Origin of the sequence: Haloterrigena turkmenica DSM 5511 (genome assembly GCF_000025325.1) — an archaeon.
Taxonomy (GTDB): Archaea; Halobacteriota; Halobacteria; order Halobacteriales; family Natrialbaceae; genus Haloterrigena; species Haloterrigena turkmenica.
Genome location: NC_013743.1, coordinates 1,966,189 through 1,984,426 on the forward strand (window position 1 = coordinate 1,966,189; position 18,238 = coordinate 1,984,426).

At 67.6% G+C, this 18,238-nt stretch carries 18 protein-coding genes; 11 read left to right on the forward strand and 7 right to left on the reverse strand.

Annotated elements, in window-relative coordinates; translation table 11 throughout:
- Positions 1–318: 318 nt before the first annotated feature.
- The 6 genes from HTUR_RS09310 to HTUR_RS09335 all read right to left on the reverse strand — a co-directional run bounded on the left by HTUR_RS09310 (position 319) and on the right by HTUR_RS09335 (position 6,516).
- Complete coding sequence (locus tag HTUR_RS09310; RefSeq protein WP_012943067.1) at positions 319–540, reverse strand: hypothetical protein; 222 nt, start codon at positions 538–540, stop codon at positions 319–321.
- Positions 541–618: 78 nt separating this feature from the next.
- The gene (locus tag HTUR_RS09315; protein ID WP_012943068.1) at positions 619–1,371 is read right to left on the reverse strand and encodes a tRNA-dihydrouridine synthase; all 753 of its coding nucleotides are present in this window, start codon (positions 1,369–1,371) and stop codon (positions 619–621) included.
- A 92-nt stretch (positions 1,372–1,463) separates the two neighbouring features.
- Positions 1,464–2,456 (reverse strand): 2-phospho-L-lactate transferase, encoded by a 993-nt coding sequence (cofD, locus tag HTUR_RS09320; protein ID WP_012943069.1) that lies wholly within the window; start codon positions 2,454–2,456, stop codon positions 1,464–1,466.
- Between the two features lie 91 nt (positions 2,457–2,547).
- Complete coding sequence (locus HTUR_RS09325; RefSeq protein ID WP_012943070.1) at positions 2,548–4,044, reverse strand: MATE family efflux transporter; 1,497 nt, start codon at positions 4,042–4,044, stop codon at positions 2,548–2,550.
- Positions 4,041–4,655, reverse strand: a complete 615-nt coding sequence (locus HTUR_RS09330; RefSeq protein ID WP_012943071.1) for a TetR/AcrR family transcriptional regulator — start codon at positions 4,653–4,655, stop codon at positions 4,041–4,043. The genes HTUR_RS09325 and HTUR_RS09330 overlap by 4 nt, the downstream gene beginning before the upstream one ends.
- A 307-nt stretch (positions 4,656–4,962) precedes the next feature.
- Positions 4,963–6,516, reverse strand: coding sequence for a hypothetical protein (locus HTUR_RS09335; RefSeq protein WP_012943072.1), 1,554 nt, complete (start codon positions 6,514–6,516; stop codon positions 4,963–4,965).
- A gap of 122 nt (positions 6,517–6,638) precedes the next feature.
- On the opposite strand from HTUR_RS09335, the gene ligA reads away from it, so the two are divergent.
- The 9 genes from ligA to HTUR_RS09380 all read left to right on the forward strand — a co-directional run bounded on the left by ligA (position 6,639) and on the right by HTUR_RS09380 (position 14,760).
- Positions 6,639–8,417: an ATP-dependent DNA ligase LigA gene (gene ligA / locus HTUR_RS09340; RefSeq protein WP_012943073.1), complete on the forward strand. Its 1,779-nt coding sequence runs from the start codon at positions 6,639–6,641 to the stop codon at positions 8,415–8,417.
- 100 nt (positions 8,418–8,517) lie between these two features.
- Positions 8,518–9,675 carry an MFS transporter gene (locus HTUR_RS09345; protein ID WP_049941868.1) on the forward strand — a complete coding sequence of 386 codons (1,158 nt, stop codon included), beginning with the start codon at positions 8,518–8,520 and terminating at the stop codon, positions 9,673–9,675.
- Positions 9,676–9,773: 98 nt separating this feature from the next.
- Entirely contained in the window at positions 9,774–10,937 is a 1,164-nt protein-coding gene (hisC, locus tag HTUR_RS09350; protein WP_012943075.1) for a histidinol-phosphate transaminase, read from the forward strand.
- The gene (locus HTUR_RS09355; protein ID WP_012943076.1) at positions 10,934–11,470 is read left to right on the forward strand and encodes an adenylate kinase family protein; all 537 of its coding nucleotides are present in this window, start codon (positions 10,934–10,936) and stop codon (positions 11,468–11,470) included. The genes hisC and HTUR_RS09355 overlap by 4 nt, the downstream gene beginning before the upstream one ends.
- Positions 11,467–12,081, forward strand: a complete 615-nt coding sequence (locus HTUR_RS09360) for a CDP-alcohol phosphatidyltransferase family protein (RefSeq protein ID WP_012943077.1) — start codon at positions 11,467–11,469, stop codon at positions 12,079–12,081. The genes HTUR_RS09355 and HTUR_RS09360 overlap by 4 nt, the downstream gene beginning before the upstream one ends.
- 189 nt (positions 12,082–12,270) lie before the next feature.
- On the forward strand, positions 12,271–12,819 hold the full coding sequence (locus HTUR_RS25520) for a multiprotein bridging factor aMBF1 (protein WP_012943078.1): 549 nt from the start codon (positions 12,271–12,273) through the stop codon (positions 12,817–12,819).
- A gap of 81 nt (positions 12,820–12,900) precedes the next feature.
- Entirely contained in the window at positions 12,901–13,545 is a 645-nt protein-coding gene (tpiA, locus tag HTUR_RS09370) for a triose-phosphate isomerase (RefSeq protein WP_012943079.1), read from the forward strand.
- 73 nt (positions 13,546–13,618) lie between these two features.
- A complete protein-coding gene (locus tag HTUR_RS09375) occupies positions 13,619–14,104 on the forward strand; it encodes a hypothetical protein (RefSeq protein WP_012943080.1) in 486 nt (161 codons plus the stop codon).
- A gap of 44 nt (positions 14,105–14,148) precedes the next feature.
- Complete coding sequence (locus tag HTUR_RS09380) at positions 14,149–14,760, forward strand: toll/interleukin-1 receptor domain-containing protein (protein WP_012943081.1); 612 nt, start codon at positions 14,149–14,151, stop codon at positions 14,758–14,760.
- Between the two features lie 42 nt (positions 14,761–14,802).
- Here the strand turns inward: HTUR_RS09380 and HTUR_RS09385 are convergent, their stop codons facing one another.
- The gene (locus HTUR_RS09385; protein WP_012943082.1) at positions 14,803–15,702 is read right to left on the reverse strand and encodes a haloalkane dehalogenase; all 900 of its coding nucleotides are present in this window, start codon (positions 15,700–15,702) and stop codon (positions 14,803–14,805) included.
- 214 nt (positions 15,703–15,916) lie between these two features.
- On the opposite strand from HTUR_RS09385, the gene bioB reads away from it, so the two are divergent.
- Together bioB and HTUR_RS09395 are read left to right on the forward strand one after the other, a co-directional pair.
- On the forward strand, positions 15,917–17,029 hold the full coding sequence (bioB, locus tag HTUR_RS09390) for a biotin synthase BioB (RefSeq protein WP_012943083.1): 1,113 nt from the start codon (positions 15,917–15,919) through the stop codon (positions 17,027–17,029).
- 21 nt (positions 17,030–17,050) lie between these two features.
- Positions 17,051–18,166: a hypothetical protein gene (locus HTUR_RS09395; RefSeq protein ID WP_012943084.1), complete on the forward strand. Its 1,116-nt coding sequence runs from the start codon at positions 17,051–17,053 to the stop codon at positions 18,164–18,166.
- Positions 18,167–18,238: the final 72 nt, after the last annotated feature.

Below are 18,238 nucleotides of genomic sequence, written 5' to 3' on the forward strand. Positions count from 1 at the left end.
CTCGGTGGCACGGATGGCCGTCTGTCTCGGAACTGAAACTGACTGTAGAGCGGGAACCGAATCTAAGGCGTGCCGCTCACGCTGACGGTTAGGGATCTCCACGTCCTCCCCAACCGACTCGTTCGCTATCCGCGGCGCAAAGCGCCGCGCTCTCGCTCACTCGTCCCTCGCACAATTTCGGCGTCACACGCTCGTAGATATTCGGGTGCGACGCCAGCGCGCGCCACCACAGATGGTTTACCGATTCAGAGTCGTACTTCGCTCGTCCCGGTAGTCCTAGAAGAGCACGACTCGAGACGCCCACCGGAGAACGCGCGATTATCGGTAGATGTTCTGGTAGGCTTCGCGATACTCCCGGAGCGCGATCCGCGCCCGCCGCCGCGAGGAGAAGCCGAATCCGGCCGACGGACAGTCCTCGGTGGGACACGCCCAGAGGAACGTCTCCGAACCGGCATCCCTGGTGACCGGTACGTCCGCATCGCAGCGGGGACACTGCCAGCCCCACCGCAGGTCGCCTGCGTAGTCGTTCGGACGGCCCATATGGTACTACGTCGAGATTGTACCGATACCTGAAAAGGGGCCGTCTACACGGATCGCCGTTTTATAAGCCGGATCGCGTTACCGCGACGGGGGTTCCTCGAGAGCGAGGTGTCGATCCACGGCCTCGCGGACGCGCTCGAGGACGACCGGGTTGTCGCTGGGGCGGCCGACGCTGACCGCGTCGGCGCCGTAGTCGACGTACTCGCGGACGGTCGCGTCGTCGCGGACGCCGTTGTTGGCGACGACGAACAGGTCGGTGGCCGCGGCGATCTCGCGGACGATCGACTCGGAATCCATCGCGTCGACGTGGAGGTAGTCGGCGCCCGCGGTCTCGATCGCGGCCGCGAGCGCGGGGAGGTCGACGCCGGGGACTTCGGCGCGGACCTTCACGCCGACGGTGGCGCCGGTGTCGGCGGCCCGCCGGACGTAGTCGCACAACCGCTCGCGGTCCCGCAGGAGCGTCTCGCCGCAGCCGGCCGCGCAGAGTTCGTCCTGTCGGCAGTGGGCGTTGATCTCGAGAAAGGCGTCCCGGTCCCGACAGACGCGAGCGGCGTCTGGGATCGGATCTGGCGTCGCGCTCCGGACGTTGAACGCCGGCTGGATCGGAACGTCCTCGAGGGCGGCGAGCTGTCGGTCGATGAAGGCGATGGGGTCGTCGGGGAGGAACTCGGTTCGGTCGCGCGCGACGAGTTCCCGCGCGGCTGCGCGGGACTCCGCGTCGATGGCGATGCCGCCGAGCACGGCGGCGCCCGCGTAGTCGGCGCCCGCTCGAGCCCACTCGGCGTCGGCTTCCCCGCTGAGGCTGGCCAGAGCGAGCGGCGGCGTGAACATACTCGAGCGTCGGCACCGAGGGCCCTTGAACGTAGTCGTTCGTGGCTAGCGGTCGACTGCGATCGGTCGGGAAGCTGCGACGAGGTCGACGCTCAGTCGACGATGTCGATCGCTTCCTCGACCGTCCGGGCGACTCGCGCGGCGTCGTCCGAGGAGTCGATCCTGATGTCGGTCTGGATCGTCGGCCGGTCGAACTCGGCGTCGTCGTCCTCGTCGATGACGAAGGCGTCGGCGAACGGATACGCCGTCGCGAGCCCCTCGGTGCTGGGGTCGGCGTTGACCGCCGACATGAGATCGCCTGCCGGCCCGGAGAACGCGTCGTCACCGAGGAACGGCGAGACCGCGACGACCGTCGACTGGTTGAGCGCGTCGGCGACCCCCGGCAGCGTCAGCATCGGTCCGATGCTCGTGACGGGGTTCGAGGGACCGATGACGACAGTGTCCTCGAGCGCGTCGATGACGCCCGGCGCGGGGTCGGCCTTCGACGAGCCCCGGAACTCGACGGTCTCGACGGTCGGCTCGCCGCGTCGGGCCACCCAGTACTCCTGGAAGTGCATCATCCCCTCGTCGGTGTGGACCAGACTCGCGACGGGATCGTCGCTCATCGGCAGGACGTCGATCGTCAGCCCGAAGGCGTCCGCGAGTCGCGTGGTCGCCTCGCTCAGCGTGTAGCCCTCGTCAAGCAGGCTCGTCCGTGTGATGTGGACGGCCCGGTCGCGGTCGCCGATCGTCATGAACTCGGCGACGCCCGAGAAGCGCCGCCAGTCGGCGAGGTCGCGTCCCTCGGTCTGTCGCTCCTCCGAGAGGTACTGCGGGCCGTCGGGCAGTCCCGCGGCCGCGGCGATATCCGACAGCGCGGCGTTGGTCCGGTGCGTGTCGCCGTCGATTCCCCACCACGTCTCGCGGTCGAGCACCCCGCCGCCCTGGAACAGCAGCGTATCGACGTCCGGCGAGACGAACAGCCCACCGATCTCGATGTCGTCGCCCGTGTTGGCGACGACGGTGGTCTCCTCCGGCGAGAACGCGGCGGCGGCACCGTCTAACAGCTTCGGCGTTCCGGTGCCCCCGGAGAGGAAAGTTACCATACCCAACACTCTCGAGCGTGAATACTTAATCACTTGTGGCTGGTTCCGAGGCGATCTGGCGCCGCGCTGGGGCGGTTGCGCCGAAATCGCGTCAGTCGTCGCCGACGCTCCCGCTGCTCTCGGCGCCGACCGCGGCGCCGGTTTCGACCGACGCCGAATCGAGCCAGTCGCCCCAGTTGAACCAGGCGTAGGCGATCACGCCGCCGATCACGGTCGAGACCGCGAATGCGGCCCAGACGCCGTTCGAGCCGACGGCTTGGGCTCCGAACCACGCGAGCGGGAAGCGGATCACGCCGAGAGTGAGCACGGAAATCGCCGCGGCGATAAGCGTCTTGCCGGCCCCGCGGAATCCGCCGCTATAGGCCCGCATCACGCCCATAAAGCCGAACGTCAGGGCCGTATAGCGGAGAAAGGTCGCGCCCTCGGCGACGACCGCGGCGTCGGTCGTGAACACCGAGACGATCGGCGCGGCGGCCAGGAAGACCACGGCGCCGAGGCCCGTGAGCGTGACCAGCATGACCTTCGCGCCGAAGTGGTTCGTCCGCTCGGCGCGCTCCCGTTTCCCGGCGCCGATGTTCTGGCCGGTCATCGTCTCGATTCCCTGAGAGAAGGCGATCGCGGGGAGGAAGATCACCGAGAACACGCGGGTCCCGATCCCGAAGGCGGCGACGACCGTCTCGGGGAACATCGCGATGATGACCAACAGCAGGTTGATCGAGAGGGCCCGTGCGGTCCCCTCGACCGACGCCGGCGTCCCGATCTCGACGAGTTTCCGCGCGTACTCGAGGTCGGGTTTCATCTGCGAGAGGCGGATCCGGACGCCGTGCGTGCCCCGGAACATGATCGCGAGGCCGACGGCGAAGGCCAGCGCCCGCGAGAAGACGGTCGCGATCGCGGCGCCCTCGATCCCCGACCCGGCGTAGCCGGTGGCGGCGAGCAGCTCGCCCTCGAGGCCGCGGAGACCGAGGTAGCCGAACAGCGGGTTGCCCTCGAACCCGAAGATGAGGAACGGGTCGAGGACGATGTTGAGTACGACCGAGCCGAACATGACGAGCATCGGCGTGACGGTGTCGCCGTACCCCCGCATGAGCGCGAGGAAGACGAGGAAGCCGAAGACGGCCACCAGCCCGACGGAGTAGACCTCCATGTAGGCGGTGACCAGCGGCTCGATGTCGGCCTCGGCGCCGAACAACGCGAGGATGTCTCCGGCGAAGACGTAGCCGACGGCGCCGAGCGCGAGCGACGCGAGGATCGCGTACATGATCGTCTGTGAGGCGGCGTACTCCGCTCGCTCAGGGTTGTCCGCGCCGGTGTGCTGGGCGACGAGGACGCTCCCGGCGACGGAGACGCCCAGCGCCAGCGCGATGAGGAAAAAGACCATCGGGAACGCGAAGCTGATCGCCGCCAGCGACGTCGTGCTGTGCTGGCCGAGCCAGAACGTGTCCGCGAGGTTGTACGTGACCTGCAACACGTTCGTGATGATCAGCGGAATCGAGAGGTAGATCAGCGGCCGCGCGATCCCGCCCTCGGTCAGGTCGAGTTCGTCGGCCGATTTGAAGATCGCCTCGAGGTGATCGCGCACCGTCACTCGAACTGTGCCTCCGGATCGTCGGTATCGTCTGCGACTAGTTCGCGGCGGACGTAGGTCTCGAGCGCGTTCCGGGTCCGCTCGAGCGGGTGATCGACGGCCACGTGGCGCGTCTGGGCGCCGTTCAACACGGTGACGATGAACTCGGCGGTCTCGTCGGGGTCGACGTCCGACCGGAAGATGCCTTCGTCGCGGCCGTCCTCGATCAGCGATCGGATCCGTCCGCGGAGCATCCGGTCGAACTCGGCGAGTTCGGCCCGAAAGCGGTCGTCGTACGGCCCTTGGGCTTTGATCTCGAGCAGCGCGGTCCGGAACTCGGGAAGCGAATCGTCCGCGGCGGGCTCGAGGTAGCTGTCGACGAGCGCCAGAATCTGTTCGGCCGCCGTCTCGCCCTCGAGGGTCTCGATCTGCTCGGCGAACGAATCGGTGAGATAGTCCAACAGCGCGTAGAGGAGGTTCTGCTTGCTCTCGTAGTGGTAGTGGAGAGTGGCCTTGCTCTTGGATGATTCGGCGGCGATGTCTCGCATCCGGAGCGACGCGTAGCCGTGCTTGCAGAGCGCGGCGTAGGTCGCCTCCATGAGTTCGTCGGTAGTTGCTGTCGTCTCAGTCATTAGAATCCTCGGGTCCGAAGGCAGTTGTTCTCGTCGTAACTGACTGGCCAGTCAGGGAAGTATTTTGGGGTTCGAATTCGGCCACCGAGCGGGCTGCGAGCGCTTCTCACGGCTGATTCGCCGACTGGAAGGAGGGGCGATGAGCGTTCGGCGCCGCCGGCCGTTCGAGCCGAGTCACGCGACCGAAGCAACGAATCGCCCGCTTCGAGACGGGTCGAAGAACTACCGGATCGAGATCGTTCCGAGAAACTGCCGGAAACGAGACGGTCTCGAGGTCTCGACGGACGTGGCCGATCTCGAGACCCGACTAGTCGCCGATCCAGTCGGCGAAACTTCCGTCGAGGAGCGTCTCCGACTGTCGGTGGATGTACGCCTGCTGCATCGCCTCGATCGCCGCGTCGAGGTCGGCGCCGTCCGCGAGCGCCGACCGAACCCGCTCGCGTTTCCAGCTGGCGGGCGTCACCGTCTGCCGGACCCGTCGTCGGAGCGGATAGAGGTACTTCGCGGCCTCTTCCTCGCTCAGGCCGCGGTTCGTCAGCCCGTCCTCGGCGTGGGCCAGCAAGTCCTCGTAGAGCGCGAGCGTATCCGAGGTCTCCTTGCCGTCGTTGGTGATCCAGTTCAACTCGGCCTCGAGGCCGTCGACCATCGCCGCGTAGAAGTTCTCCCGAGCGCGCTGCCAGTCGAGTTCGAGGACGGGGTGCTCGAGGCGGGTCAGGCTCTCCATCAGGCCGGCGAAGGCGGCGAGGAAGGCCACGGAGTCCCGGACCGTCGGCTGGGCGGGGATGGGACGGAACTCGATGCGGGCGTTGGCGGCCGAGCGCGTCGGCCCGCCGAACACCGGTCGAATCCACCGCCAGTAGGTGCCGTGTTTGCGGCTGAAGTGGGGAAACTGGTCGTCGAAGCGCTCGCCGGCTTCGATAGGCATCGGGACGATGGTGTCGTCGTCGGCGATCCGATCGATCGCCTCCTCGACGGTCCCCAGATCGCGGGGGAAGCGGACCTTCCCTTCACCGGTCGTGGGATCGTTGAGCACGGTCTCGAAGACGCTAATCCGGTGTTCCATCCAGCCGTCCCGGAGGATCTCCTCGGGGGTCGCCTCGTCGTCGTAGAGGTCGGCCGGGAAGAACGGCGAGTTGACGCCGAGCGCGAGCAACGGCCCCGCGATGCGCAGCGCGTAGTTGAAGTAGTCCGGGAGATCCGGCGCGTGGGCCACCTGATAGTGGGGCTGGATCGAGGTGATGAGGCTCTCCGGCATGACGGTGTCGGCCTGGAGCGACACGTGGGGGGCCTGAATGCACATGCCGGCGGACTCGGCCTGATCCGTGTTAGCCATCGCGTGGTAGCGCGCGGAGTCGCTCATGTTCGTCGCGATGCGAAACGAGCGCTCGGTGCCGTCGTCGTCGGTCGTCGTCCGCTCGACGCTGTCGGTGAGGTACGTCGTCGCGTCCTCGCCCTCCGGCGGCAGCGTCCAGAGCGCGTCGCTGACCAGCCGCATCCGCTCGGACTGGGTGACGTTCAGCGCCGTCTGCAGTCGCGCCTTCACTTCCGACTCCTGGGCCGCCAGCCCGTGGGCGTTCATCGGCTGCGGACTGGTCGTCATCTCCGCGTTGTGCAACCCGAGTTCTTTCTCGAACCCGATCAGCTCGAGCAACCGGCGGGGAACCCGCCGCAGCGCGCAGTCGTCGTTCTTGACCGCGTAGAACTCGTACTCGAGGCCGACGATCGCCTGCGGGTTATCGAAGACGCCCTCGTCGACGGCCTCTTTGATCACCTCGGCGTCCGCCTGGGCCTGCTCGCGAAACCCCGCGGCGTCGACGGTCAGCACGTCGGCGACTCGCTCGGCGAGCTCCTCCTCTGGCATACCTCCGAGTGCGAGCGCGATTGTCTTTAAAGCACAGCCTCGCGCCCGCACCGCGGCGCTCGGGACCCGTCACTCGAGCGGTCTCAGAACCGTTTTACTCCCGCCGCCGGTACACTCCGCCGATGGAGTTCGCCACGTTCGCCGACCGCGCCGCCGCGATCGAAGCCGAGCCGGCCGACCTCGAGATCGTCGCTCGAACCAGCGAGTTGCTCGCGGACGCGGGCGACGACAGCGAGGACCGACGCTCCGCTGGCTCTGCGGTAGACCCGCAGACCCTCGAGGTCGTCGCCCGGTTCGTCCAGGGACGTGTCTTCCCGGCCTGGGACTCGACGAAACTCGACATCGGCCCGACGACGTGCTACGAGGCGATCGCCCGCGCGGCGGGGACGAACGTGGGAAGCGACGACGTCGAGGAGCGACTGGCCGAGGTCGGCGAGATCGGCGAGGTGGCCGCGAGCTACGACTTCGGCGGCCAGCAGGGACTCGGCGCGTTTACGGGCGGCGGTGGCGGAAACGGTGCCGGCGGCGCCGCCGGGAACGATCTCACGGTCCGCGAGGTCTACGAGACGCTCGCCGACCTCGCCGCCGCGGAGGGATCGGGGAGCCAGGACCGCAAGATCGACCTGCTGTTCGGTCTCTTCAATCGCTGCTCGAGCGAGGAGGCCCGCTACCTCGCGCGACTCGTCCTCTCGGAGATGCGCATCGGCGTCGGCGAGGGCTCCGTCCGGGACGCGATCAGCGAGGCGTTCGACGTACCCGTCGAGCATGTCGAGCGCGCCCTGCAGGTCTCGAACGACTACGGGCAGGTCGCCCGAGTCGCCCGCGACGAGGGCCGCGAGGGGCTCGACGCGATGGATCTCGAGGTCGGCCGGCCGGTCCAGGCGATGCTCGCTCAGGCGGGAACGGTGACCGACGCGCTCGAGGAGTGGGACGAAGCCGCCGTCGAATGGAAGTACGACGGCGCTCGCGTGCAATTGCATCATCGGATCGGCGATGACGGAACTACCGAGACCTGCGTCTTCTCGAGAAACATGGAGGAGGTCACCGACGCCTTCCCCGAGGTCGTCGAGTTCGCCGACGAAACGCTCGAGGAGCCGGCAATCCTCGACGGCGAGGTCGTCGCGATCGACGAAGACGACGAGCCGCTGCCGTTCCAAGAGGTACTCAAGCGCTTCCGCCGGAAACACGACGTCGCGAAGGCCCGCGAGGACGTGACGGTTCGGCCGGTGTTCTTCGACTGTCTGCACGCCGGCGGCGAGGACTTACTCGAGGAGCCGCTGACGACGCGCCACGAGCGGTTGCGGGCGGTGCTGGCCGATGCCGACGATAGCAGCGACGCGACCGTCGAGGACGAGCGCGACATCGAGGCCCTCTCGCTGCTCTGGACGACCGACGATCCCGACGAGATCGAGGCGATCGACGCCGAGGCCCTCGAGGCGGGACACGAGGGGATCATGCTCAAAGACCCCGACTCGGCGTACTCGCCGGGCCGGCGGGGCAAACACTGGCGCAAGCGCAAACCCGACGTGGAGACGCTGGACTGCGTGGTGACCGGCGCGGAGTGGGGCGAGGGCCGGCGCGCGACGTTCCTCGGCACCTTCGAACTCTCCGTGCGCGCGGGCGACGACTTGGAGACCGTCGGCAAGGTCGCGACGGGAATCACCGACGAGAAACTCGAGGAGCTCACGGCGTTGCTCGAGCCCCACATCGCCACCGAGGAGGGCCAGGCGGTGGACATAGAGCCCGCGGTCGTCTTCGAGGTCGGCTACGAGGAGATCCAGAGCTCGCCGACCTACTCGTCGGGCTACGCGCTTCGCTTCCCGCGGTTCCTCGGCGTTCGCTCCGACAAGGACCCCGACGACGCGGACACGCTCGAGCGCGTCGAACGGCTGCGAGCGTAGCGAGCGATAGGGGAGGCATCGTCGAGGACGACCCAGAGAACTAGTGTACTGACACTTCCGCTTTCGGAACGCTTGAGAGCGACTGTCGGAAAGCGTGACCGTGTCCCGCACCCGACTCTTCGCGTCTCTCTGCGGTCTCGTCTTCCTCCTCAATCTCGCCAGAATCGTCTTCGCTCCGCTGCTGGACGTCTTCATCGCTGAGTTCGCGATCGGCGAGGCGACGGCGGGACTCATCGTGACCCTCGTGTGGGTCGGGAGCGCCTCTCCGCGACTCCCCACCGGCTGGCTGCTCACGAAAGTCCCGAGACATCAGGTCGCGATCGGCTCCGGATCGGTTCTCGCGGGCTCCTCGGCGCTCGCCGCGACCGCGACGACCGTTCGACACCTGATGGTCGGCGCCTTCCTCATGGGCATCGCCTCCGGCGTCTACTTCGTCGCGGCGAACCCGCTGCTGAGCGAACTGTTTCCGTCGCGGGTCGGTCGCGCGATGGGGATCCACGGCGCCGCCGCTCAGATCGGCGCGGTGGCCGCCGCCCCGTTCGTCGCGCTCACGCTGGTGGTCGACTGGCGACTCTCGCTGTGGACGATCGCCGCCGGCGCGGCGCTGCTGACGGCCGTCACGTGGGCCGCCGCGCGCCGGACCGAGATGCCGACCGCGGGCGAGGCCGACCGCGACTTCGTCGCCGGCGCGCTCTCGGAATGGAAACTCATCGTCACGGCGCTGGCGATCGTCGGCGCGGCCTCGTTCGTCTGGCAGGGGCTGTTCAACTTCTACGAACTCTATATGCAGTCGAAGGGTCTCTCGGCCGGCACGGCGGGGACGCTGCTCACGATCGTCTTCGCCGCCGGCGTCCCCGCGTTCTTCTTCAGCGGTGATCTGGCCGATCGGTTCCCCCACGTGCCGTACCTGCTCGGCGTCGTGGGGACGTTCGCCGCGACGTTGCTCCTGTTGACGGCGGTCGAGGGCTTCCTCGCGCTGGCCGTCCTCAGTGCTGCCGTCGGGATCGTCATCCACGCGCTGTTCCCGGCCACCGACGCGTACCTCCTCGATACGCTCCCGGACTCGACGCGGAGCAGCGCCTACGCCGTGTTCAGCTCCGCCTGGATGCTCACGCAGGCGCTGGGCTCGTCCGCCCTGGGGTGGGTCCTCGAGCGTGGCTACACCTACGACGGCGTGTTCGCCGGCGCCGCGCTCCTCCTCGGGGCCATGGCCGTCGTCCTCCTAGGTCTCGAGCGAATCGGGCGGCTTCCGAACTGAACCGGCGCCGTTCGGGGGCCTCGGCCACCGGGACGGGGAACTCCCCGTCTCGGGGACAGGTAAGCACCCTTAAGACCCACGCCCGACAGGATGCTCGTATGCAACCGCGCGACCTGTCCGATCACGTCGCCTACGAGGCGGGTCGAGGCATCGAGGAAGTCGCCCGCGAACTCGGGCGTGACCCCTCGGAATTCGTCAAACTCGCCTCCAACGAGAACCCGCACGGCCCCTCCCCCGCGGCCGCCGTGGCGCTTCGCGACGCCGCCTCGAGCGTCAGTTCCTACCCGAAAGCCGCCCACGCCGACCTGACCGCCGCTGTCGCCGACCGCTGGAACGTCGGCGACGAGCAGATCTGGCTGGCCAACGGCGGCGACGGGGCGATCGACTATCTCCACCGGGCGACCCTCGAGCCCGGCGACACCGTCTGCGTCCCGACGCCGGGCTTCGCCTACTACGGGATGAGCGCCCGCTACCACCACGGCGAGGTCCGGGAGTACGCCATCGAACGCGAGACCGATTTCGAGCAGACCGCCGAGACGGCCCTCGAATCCTACGATGGCGACCGCGTCGTCTGGGTCACCAGCCCGCACAACCCGACGGGGTCGACGATGCCACTGGCCGAAATCGAGCGACTCGCCGACGAGACCAACGACGAGACGCTGCTCGTCGTCGACGAGGCCTACGGCGAGTTCGCCGACCGCGACAGCGCCGTCGCCCTGATCGAGGGCCGCGAGGGGTACGACGCTCGCGACGATATCGCCGTCCTGCGGACGTTCTCCAAGGCCTACGGGCTGGCCGGCGTCCGCCTCGGCTACGCCGTCGTCCCCGAGGAGTGGAGCGAGGCCTACGCCCGGGTGAACACCCCCTTCGCGGCCAGCGAACTCGCCTGCCGGGCCGGCCTCGCGGCCGTCGACGACGAGGAACACGTCGAGCGAACCGTCGAGACCGCCCGCGAATCCCGCGAATACATGCGTGAGACCATCGACGCCCACGTCTGGGAGAGCGAGGGCAACTTCGTCCTCGTCGACGTCGGCGACGCCAGCGCGGTCGCCGAGGAGATGCAACGGCGCGGCGTCATCGTCCGCGACTGCTCGAGTTTCGGTCTCCCGGCCTGTATCCGCATCACCTGCGGCACCGACGAGGAGACCGAGCGCGCCGTCGAGACGCTCAACGACGTGCTCGCGGATCTCGAAACCGACGGCGACACGGACGCCGACGGCGAACCCGCGATGGACCCGGAAGCGGAGGTGTCCGACACGTGAGGATTGCCGTCACCGGGACCCCGGGCACCGGGAAGACCACCGCGACCGAACTGCTCGAGTCGCGGTTCGCGGACGACGACGCGACGCCCGACCTCGACGTCGTCCACCTCAACCGCGTTCTCGAGGACGAGGGCCTCTACACCGAGGTCGACGCCGACCGCGAGAGCAAGATCGCGGACCTCGACGCACTCGCGGCCTGGCTCGAGGGCCGGGGCGACGTCGTGATCGAGTCCCATCTCGCCCACCGCTTCGCGGCCGACCGGGTCGCTGTCCTGCGGTGTGCGCCGGAGCAACTCGAGGCGCGACTCCGCGAGCGCGGCGAGACCGAGGCGAAGGCGACCGAAAATGCCGAGAGCGAGGCGCTGGACGTCATCCTCTCCGAATCGGTCGACGAACACGGCCTCGAGTCGGTCTACGAGATCGATACCACCGATCGCGATCCCGAGGCCGTCGCGGACGCCCTCGAGGCGGTCGCGACGGGCGAGCGAGAGCCGAGCGCCGGCGACGTCGACTACGTGGGGTACCTGGCATGACGCTGGACAAACTCAGACCGTACGTCTCCCGATTCTTAGATCCGTTCGTCAAAGGCTTCGACCGCGTCGGGCTGACTCCCGACGGCGTGAGCGTTCTGGCCTTCGGCATGGCCGTCCTCGCGGCGGCCGCGTTCATGCTGGGCGGTCGCGCCGATCCGATCTGGTACGTCGCGGCCGCGACGCTGGTCTTCCTCAACGGCTGGCTGGACATCATCGACGGCGCGCTCGCCCGCGAACAACAGGTCGCCTCCGCGGGCGGCGACCTCCTCGACCACGTCCTCGACCGCTACGCCGACATCGTCGTCATCGCCGGCCTCGCCGCGGGCGTCGACGACTACCTGCTCGGCTTCCTGGCCGTGACGGGGGTCGTGATGACCTCCTACCTCGGCACGCAGGCCCAGGCCGTCGGCCTCGACCGCGTCTACGGCGGTCTCGTCGGCCGCGCGGACCGGCTGGCGATCATCGGAATCGTCGGCTTCGTCGCTTACCCGCTGGCCGACCTCGAGGCGGGCGGGCTCACGGTGATCGGCTGGCTGCTCGTCTTCCTCGCGGTCGTCGGACATCTGACCGCGCTCCAGCGGTTCGCCTACTCCTGGGCGGCGCTGGACTGATTTCCGCGCTCTCGAGGCCGCGTTCCGCTTTTCGATGTCTCGTTTTCGTGCGTCTCGCTCGAGTTTGCAGTCGCTCTCGAGTCGCAAGCAGCGACCGACGCGTCACAGACTACTGAGTCACCAGTGTCAACTCCAACCCATCGAGACCGCGCCGCATGGTTTATGACTCGCCGGGATATACGTACCTCCATGGTCCAGTGCGAGATGTGTGGCGCCGAGACGTCGTCTCCGAAGACAATCAAGGTCGAGGGCGCGAAGCTCGACGTGTGTTCAGACTGTACCGATTTCGGTACCGAGGTCAAGCAGACCTCCAGCTCGAGCTCCTCGACGAAGTACTCGACCGGCTCGAGTTCGTCGTCCAGCTCTGGGGGTAGTTCGGGTGGCTCTGCATCGAGTTCATCGTCCCGTTCGGGCGGCTCGAGTTCCCAGCGTCGGTCGGACATGTTCGACGACATGGACGAACTCGCGACCGACTACGACGACCGCGTCCGCAACGCCCGCGAGCAGAAGGGGCTCAGCCAGTCGGATCTGGCCAACGAACTCAACGAGAAGGCGAGCCTGATCCGCAAGATCGAACGCGGGGATACGCTTCCCAGCGACCGCGTCCAGTCGGAACTCGAGAGCTTCCTCGAGATCGACCTGAGCGCCGAGGGAAGCTCCGGCGACGATTCGGAGTGGTCGGGCGGGTCGGCCTCGGGCAGTTACACGCTCGGCGATGTCGTCAAGCGAAAGGACTGACGGACGGCCGATCCGCGCGCCGACGCCGATTCGCGGCGACGACTCGCAAGCTATTTCTTTCGGGCGGCTGGCTGTGCTCGTATGTTCGTTCTCGTTAACCTGAAGACGTATCCCTGTGATCCCGTCGCGGTCGCCGACGCCGTCCGCGACGTCGACGAATCGACCGACGCGCGCCTCGCGGTCGCGCCCCAGGCGGCCGACCTCGCACGCGTCGCCGAGACGGGCGTCGAGACGTGGGCCCAGCACGTCGACCCGATCGAGCACGGCAGCAACACCGGCCACACGCTCGCCGAGTCGGTCGCCGACGCGGGCGCGGTCGGGACGCTGATCAACCACTCCGAGCGGCGGCTGAAACTGGCCGACATCGACGGCTCCGTCCGCGCCGCCGAGCGCGCGGGCCTCGAGACGGTCGTCTGCGCGAACAACCCCGAGCAGATCGGCGCCGCGGCGGCGCTGGGTCCGGACGCGGTCGCCGTCGAGCCGCCGGAACTGATCGGCACCGGAACGCCGGTCAGCCAGGCCGATCCCGATATCGTCGAGGACGCCGTCGAGGCGGCCGACAACGTCGATAGCGAGGTCTCGGTCCTCTGTGGCGCCGGCATCAGCACCGGCGACGACGTCGTCGCGGCCGGCGACCTCGGCGCCGAAGGCGTCCTGCTGGCCAGCGGCGTCGCGAAGGCCGACGATCCGCAGGCGGCGCTGGAGGACCTCGTCGACCCGCTCTGAGCGGGTCCCGATCGATTCGGCGGCGACGGCTCCGAACCGACGACTTTTCCCCCTGGTCGCGGTATCACCCAGCATGACCGACGAGCGTCCTCTCGACGTCGCGCTCGAGAACCGCCTGATGGGGAAGGGAATCTACGTGACAGACTGCGAGTACCGCCCGTCCGACGGCGACGTGGACGATGCCGACTCGCCCGATAGCGACGCGGGCGACAACACGGATTCTCCCGACGCGGACGACGATCTCGAGCCGTCCGGCGACGGCGTCGTCACGCCGCCGGACGGCACCGGACTCGCCCTCGAGTACGAGACTGTCGCCGAGACCGATGCGATCGGCAGCGGCGAGGTCGGTACCGTCGTCCGGACGCTGCTCGACGTCGCCGCCGAGCGCGAGTGGGCGCCGGGCCGCCTCGAGGCGACGTCGCTGACGACCGACGGGGACGTTCGGGGCCGCTGGCACGTCGAACGGGACTGGTTCGATCGGCTCGGCCTCGGGTTGGACGACCTCGAGTTCTCGCAGCGCGTTCTCGAGACGAGACAGCCGGAATCGGCCGACGAGTAGATAGATTAATAATATCTCACACACCAGTCGTCGTCAATTCGCCGATGACCGGAGAACAGATCTACGTCTCGCACGCGCCCGGCGACCTCGATCTCGTCCAAGAGCTGTTCTCGACGGTCAAGAACTTCCCATTCGGCGTCCACATCGCCCTCGAGGAGGTCGAATCCGGCCGCTCGCGGAAACGACTCGAGGGACGACTCGCGAACAGCGACGTCGTCGTCGCGGTGATCACCGACGACGCGGCGACCGACCGGTGGATCAACCAGGAGATCGGCTACGCGGTGGCCAAGGGGATTCCGGTGCTCCCGCTCTACGAGGACGAACGCCAGCGGGGCGGGTACGTAAGTGACATCGACGGCGTGACGATCGATCGGGAGAACCCGTCGTTTACGATCTTCAATCTGCTCAGTCGCCTCCGGAGCGAACTCGCGCCCCTTGGGGCGCTCTCGGTGCCCAACTGGTACATCCGGTTTCCCTGTACGATTCCCGACTGCGGTCACCCGGTCACGCTGGATATCGAACAGGACCAGACGAAGCTGTGGAAACAGTACAACCACGGGAAGCTGTTGACGGCCTCGTGTGCGGACTGTCGCTCGACGTACTACTTCGATCCGGCGACGATCGGCTTCGTTCGCCGAGAGGAGCGGCCCCAATAGCGGTCGTTGGGGTCGCCCGGAGCTCACCTCGCCCGGCTCGAGTCAGGTTCGATCGACGAACTCGACGATGCGCTCGGCGATCTCCTCACCGGCGTCCTCCTGTAGGAAGTGGGCCGCGTCGTCGATCCAGACGTCGGGCTGCTCGGTCGCGGTCGGGATGTGGTGTCGGAGCGGATCGCGGTCGTGGGACGTGATCGGATCCTCCCTTCCGAACAGCACGAACGCCGGTTTCTCCCACTCGCCGAGGCGCTCCTGTGTTTCGGCCATCAGCTCCGCCCCGGGGTCGTCGGGCGATGTCGGGACGAGGCCGGGGAACGTCCGTGCAGCCGCCATATACCGCTCGTTCGGGAACGGCGCGCGGTAGGCGTCGACCACTTCCTCAGAGAGCTCCCGATAACAGCCGTTCCGGACGAGTCTGCCGATGTCGAGGTCGTCGGCGGTCGCCACCATCTCGGCGAACTCGTGCCACCGGTCGCTCATCTCCTGGGTCCCGTCCGGAACGCCGGTGTTCATCGGGACGAGACGCGCGAACCGCTCGGGCCGGTGGACTGCGAGCGGGAGTCCGAGGACGCCGCCCCAGTCCTGGCAAACGAGCGTGACATTCGTCAGATCGAGTTCCTCGACGAACGTCTCGAGCGCGTCGTAGTGCATCTCGATCGAGTAGGCGTCGCGGTCCTCGTACCTGTCGGAGCGCCCGCAGCCGATCAGATCGGGGACGACGACACGACCGCGCTCGGCCAGGATCGGCATCATCTTTCGATAGAGAAACGACCACGTCGGTTCGCCGTGGAGGCAGAGGAACGTCTCCTCGTCTCCGCCGTCGTCCCCGTTCCCGCCGGCTTCGACGTACGCCATTCGCAACTCGCCGACGTCGACGTACTTCGGCTCGTAGTCGAAATCGGGCACGTCGGCGAATCGTTCCTCCGAGACGCGAACTACCATGAACAGTGTGACCACACAGCAATATTAAACGGTTGGGGAACCGACGTGAACGGGCTGCGCGTTGTCAACGCTCAAGCCCCCGAATCTCGAAACGGAACGCATTCGTACGGCGCTCTATGGGACGCAACCGACGCTTTCAGACGCTCGCTCCGTCCGTTTTCTCTCGAAGCGAACATCCAAAAACGTTATATTTTCGTTAACCACCTCTAGGAGTGTGGTTTACGAGACGAACAACCGGACGGTCGACGACGCGCTCGAGCGGGTACTGGCCGGCGAGCGGCTCGATCGCACCGACGGGCTGGCGCTGATGGCGCAACCGGTCGAACCGCTCGCCGAGGCCGGCGCCGTCGTGCGCGACCGCTTCGGCGACGGCACGGTCGACGCCTGCTCGATCGTCAACGCGAAGGCCGGCAACTGCGCCGAGGACTGCGGCTTCTGCGCCCAGTCAGTCCATTTCGACACCGGCATCGACACTTACGGCTTCCTCGGCCCCGAGAAGATCCTCGAGGCCGCCAAGCGAGCCGAGGCCGACGGCGCCCAGCGCTTCGGTATCGTCGTCGCCGAGAAGGGCGTCTCGAAGGAACACCGCCCCGAGGAGTGGGCGGAAGTCCTCGAGTCCATCCGGCTCGTTCGCGACGAGTGCGACCTCGAGGTCGATGCCTCTCTCGGAATTCTGACCGAAGAGGAGGCCGCGATCCTCGCTGACGAAGGGATCAACCACTACAATCACAACATCGAGACCTCGCCGCGGTACTTCCCCGAGATCGTCGACACCCACAGCTTCGAGGATCGGGTGGCGACCCTCGAGGTGGCGAAGGAAGCGGGGATGGACCTCTGTGCCGGCGTCATCCTCGGGATGGGCGAGACACCCACCGACCGCGTCGAGGCCGCGATCGCGCTCCAGGACATCGGGATCTCCTCGCTACCGGTGAACGTGTTGAACCCGGTCGAGGGGACGCCGCTGTACGAGCAGGGCGCCGACATCACGACCGAGGAGATCGTGAAGACGGTCGCGGTCTACAAACTGCTCCACCCCGAGTCGCGGGTGCGCCTGACCGGCGGGCGCGAGGCGAACCTCTCGCCCGAGGAGCAACACCTGCCGTTGGAGGCCGGCGCCGACGGCCTGCTGACGGGCGATTACCTGACCACGGAGGGCCAGTCGCCCGGCGACGACCTCGAGATCGTCGAACGGGCTGGACTCGAGCCCAACATGGAGGCCAACGAGTTCGATCCCGAGGCGGTCAAAGCGCGCCACAGTGACGCGGCGGAGTCGTCGACCGAGACGGCAGCGAGCACGAACGCGGGCACTGAACCGAGCGACGACTGACGATTGCGAATTCAGACAACTATGGACGAAGTCACGTTTGCAGTACTTGGCACGGGAGGTATCGGCCGACGAGCGCTCGAGGTCAGCCAGCACAAGGATCATCTGACGCCGGTCGCGGCCTGCGACCGTCACGGCACCGCGATCGACTTCGACGGGCTGGACGTCGACGAGCTCCTCGCTGCAACTGAGGGCAACATCGACAACGAAGTCGCAACCGACGGCGGTGAGCGAACCGACGGTTCACGATCCTCGTCAGAGCTTCGATCTGACGGCGGATCCGGCGCGACGACCACCGAAAGCGGGGACGGCGTCAAACAACACGGCGAGGACAGGGGCGTCGTCGCCTCCGAACAGGCTCGGGCCAGCGACGATCCCATCCAGGACGTCATCGATCACGGTGACGGGATCGACGCGGTCCTGCTCGCGCTGCCGAACTACGAGCACGACTTCATCCCGCGGGTCGCCGACCGCTTCCTCGAGGGCGGCTACTCGGGCGTGCTGATCGACGTCCTCAAGCGCTCGCGCGTGATCGACATGCTCGACGAGCGCAGCGAGGCGTTCGAGGACGCGGGAATAACCTTCATCTGCGGCGCTGGCGCGACGCCCGGCCTCCTGACGGGCGCCGCGGCGCTCGCCGCCCAGTCGTTCGTCGAGGTCACGGACGTCGACATCTGGTGGGGCGTCGGCCTTAAGTCGGGCTACGAGGACAACCGCGGCACCGTCCGCGAGGACATCGCCCACCTCCCCGAGTACGACATCGAAACGGCCCGCGACCTCTCCGACGCGGAGATCGAGGCGATCATCGACGAGCACGACGGCGTCATCGAGTTCGAGGACATGGAGCACGCCGACGACGTCCTGCTCGAGCGCGCCGGCGTCTGTGACGCCGAGGACGTCACGGTGGGCGGAATTCTCGACGTGCAAAGCGACGAGAAGCCGACGACCACGACCGTCCGCGTGACTGGCCGAACGTTCGACGGCGAGACGGCGACGAACACGTTCCAGCTCGGCGACGAGACGAGCATGGAGGCCAACGTCAACGGGCCGGCGCTCGGCTATCTAAAGGCCGGGGTTCGTCGCAATCGCGCGGGCGAGTACGGCGTCTTCGGCCCGGCCGAACTGATGCCCGGGTTCTGAACCGTGGATCCGTACCGCCTTCGAGCTCGGACGCTGACACGTCAAGCGCACCGTTTGAGCGGCTGTATCCGT

Excerpts from the sequence above, each read along its gene's own strand:
- HTUR_RS09310 (WP_012943067.1), bottom strand. The coding sequence starts at position 540 with ATGGGCCGTCCGAACGACTACGCAGGCGACCTGCGGTGGGGCTGGCAG.
- HTUR_RS09315 (WP_012943068.1), bottom strand. The coding sequence starts at position 1,371 with ATGTTCACGCCGCCGCTCGCTCTGGCCAGCCTCAGCGGGGAAGCCGAC.
- cofD (WP_012943069.1), bottom strand. The coding sequence starts at position 2,456 with ATGGTAACTTTCCTCTCCGGGGGCACCGGAACGCCGAAGCTGTTAGAC.
- HTUR_RS09330 (WP_012943071.1), bottom strand. The coding sequence starts at position 4,655 with ATGACTGAGACGACAGCAACTACCGACGAACTCATGGAGGCGACCTAC.
- HTUR_RS09335 (WP_012943072.1), bottom strand. The coding sequence starts at position 6,516 with ATGCCAGAGGAGGAGCTCGCCGAGCGAGTCGCCGACGTGCTGACCGTC.
- ligA (WP_012943073.1), top strand. The coding sequence starts at position 6,639 with ATGGAGTTCGCCACGTTCGCCGACCGCGCCGCCGCGATCGAAGCCGAG.
- hisC (WP_012943075.1), top strand. The coding sequence starts at position 9,774 with ATGCAACCGCGCGACCTGTCCGATCACGTCGCCTACGAGGCGGGTCGA.
- HTUR_RS09360 (WP_012943077.1), top strand. The coding sequence starts at position 11,467 with ATGACGCTGGACAAACTCAGACCGTACGTCTCCCGATTCTTAGATCCG.
- HTUR_RS25520 (WP_012943078.1), top strand. The coding sequence starts at position 12,271 with ATGGTCCAGTGCGAGATGTGTGGCGCCGAGACGTCGTCTCCGAAGACA.
- tpiA (WP_012943079.1), top strand. The coding sequence starts at position 12,901 with ATGTTCGTTCTCGTTAACCTGAAGACGTATCCCTGTGATCCCGTCGCG.
- HTUR_RS09375 (WP_012943080.1), top strand. The coding sequence starts at position 13,619 with ATGACCGACGAGCGTCCTCTCGACGTCGCGCTCGAGAACCGCCTGATG.
- HTUR_RS09380 (WP_012943081.1), top strand. The coding sequence starts at position 14,149 with ATGACCGGAGAACAGATCTACGTCTCGCACGCGCCCGGCGACCTCGAT.
- HTUR_RS09385 (WP_012943082.1), bottom strand. The coding sequence starts at position 15,702 with ATGGTAGTTCGCGTCTCGGAGGAACGATTCGCCGACGTGCCCGATTTC.
- HTUR_RS09395 (WP_012943084.1), top strand. The coding sequence starts at position 17,051 with ATGGACGAAGTCACGTTTGCAGTACTTGGCACGGGAGGTATCGGCCGA.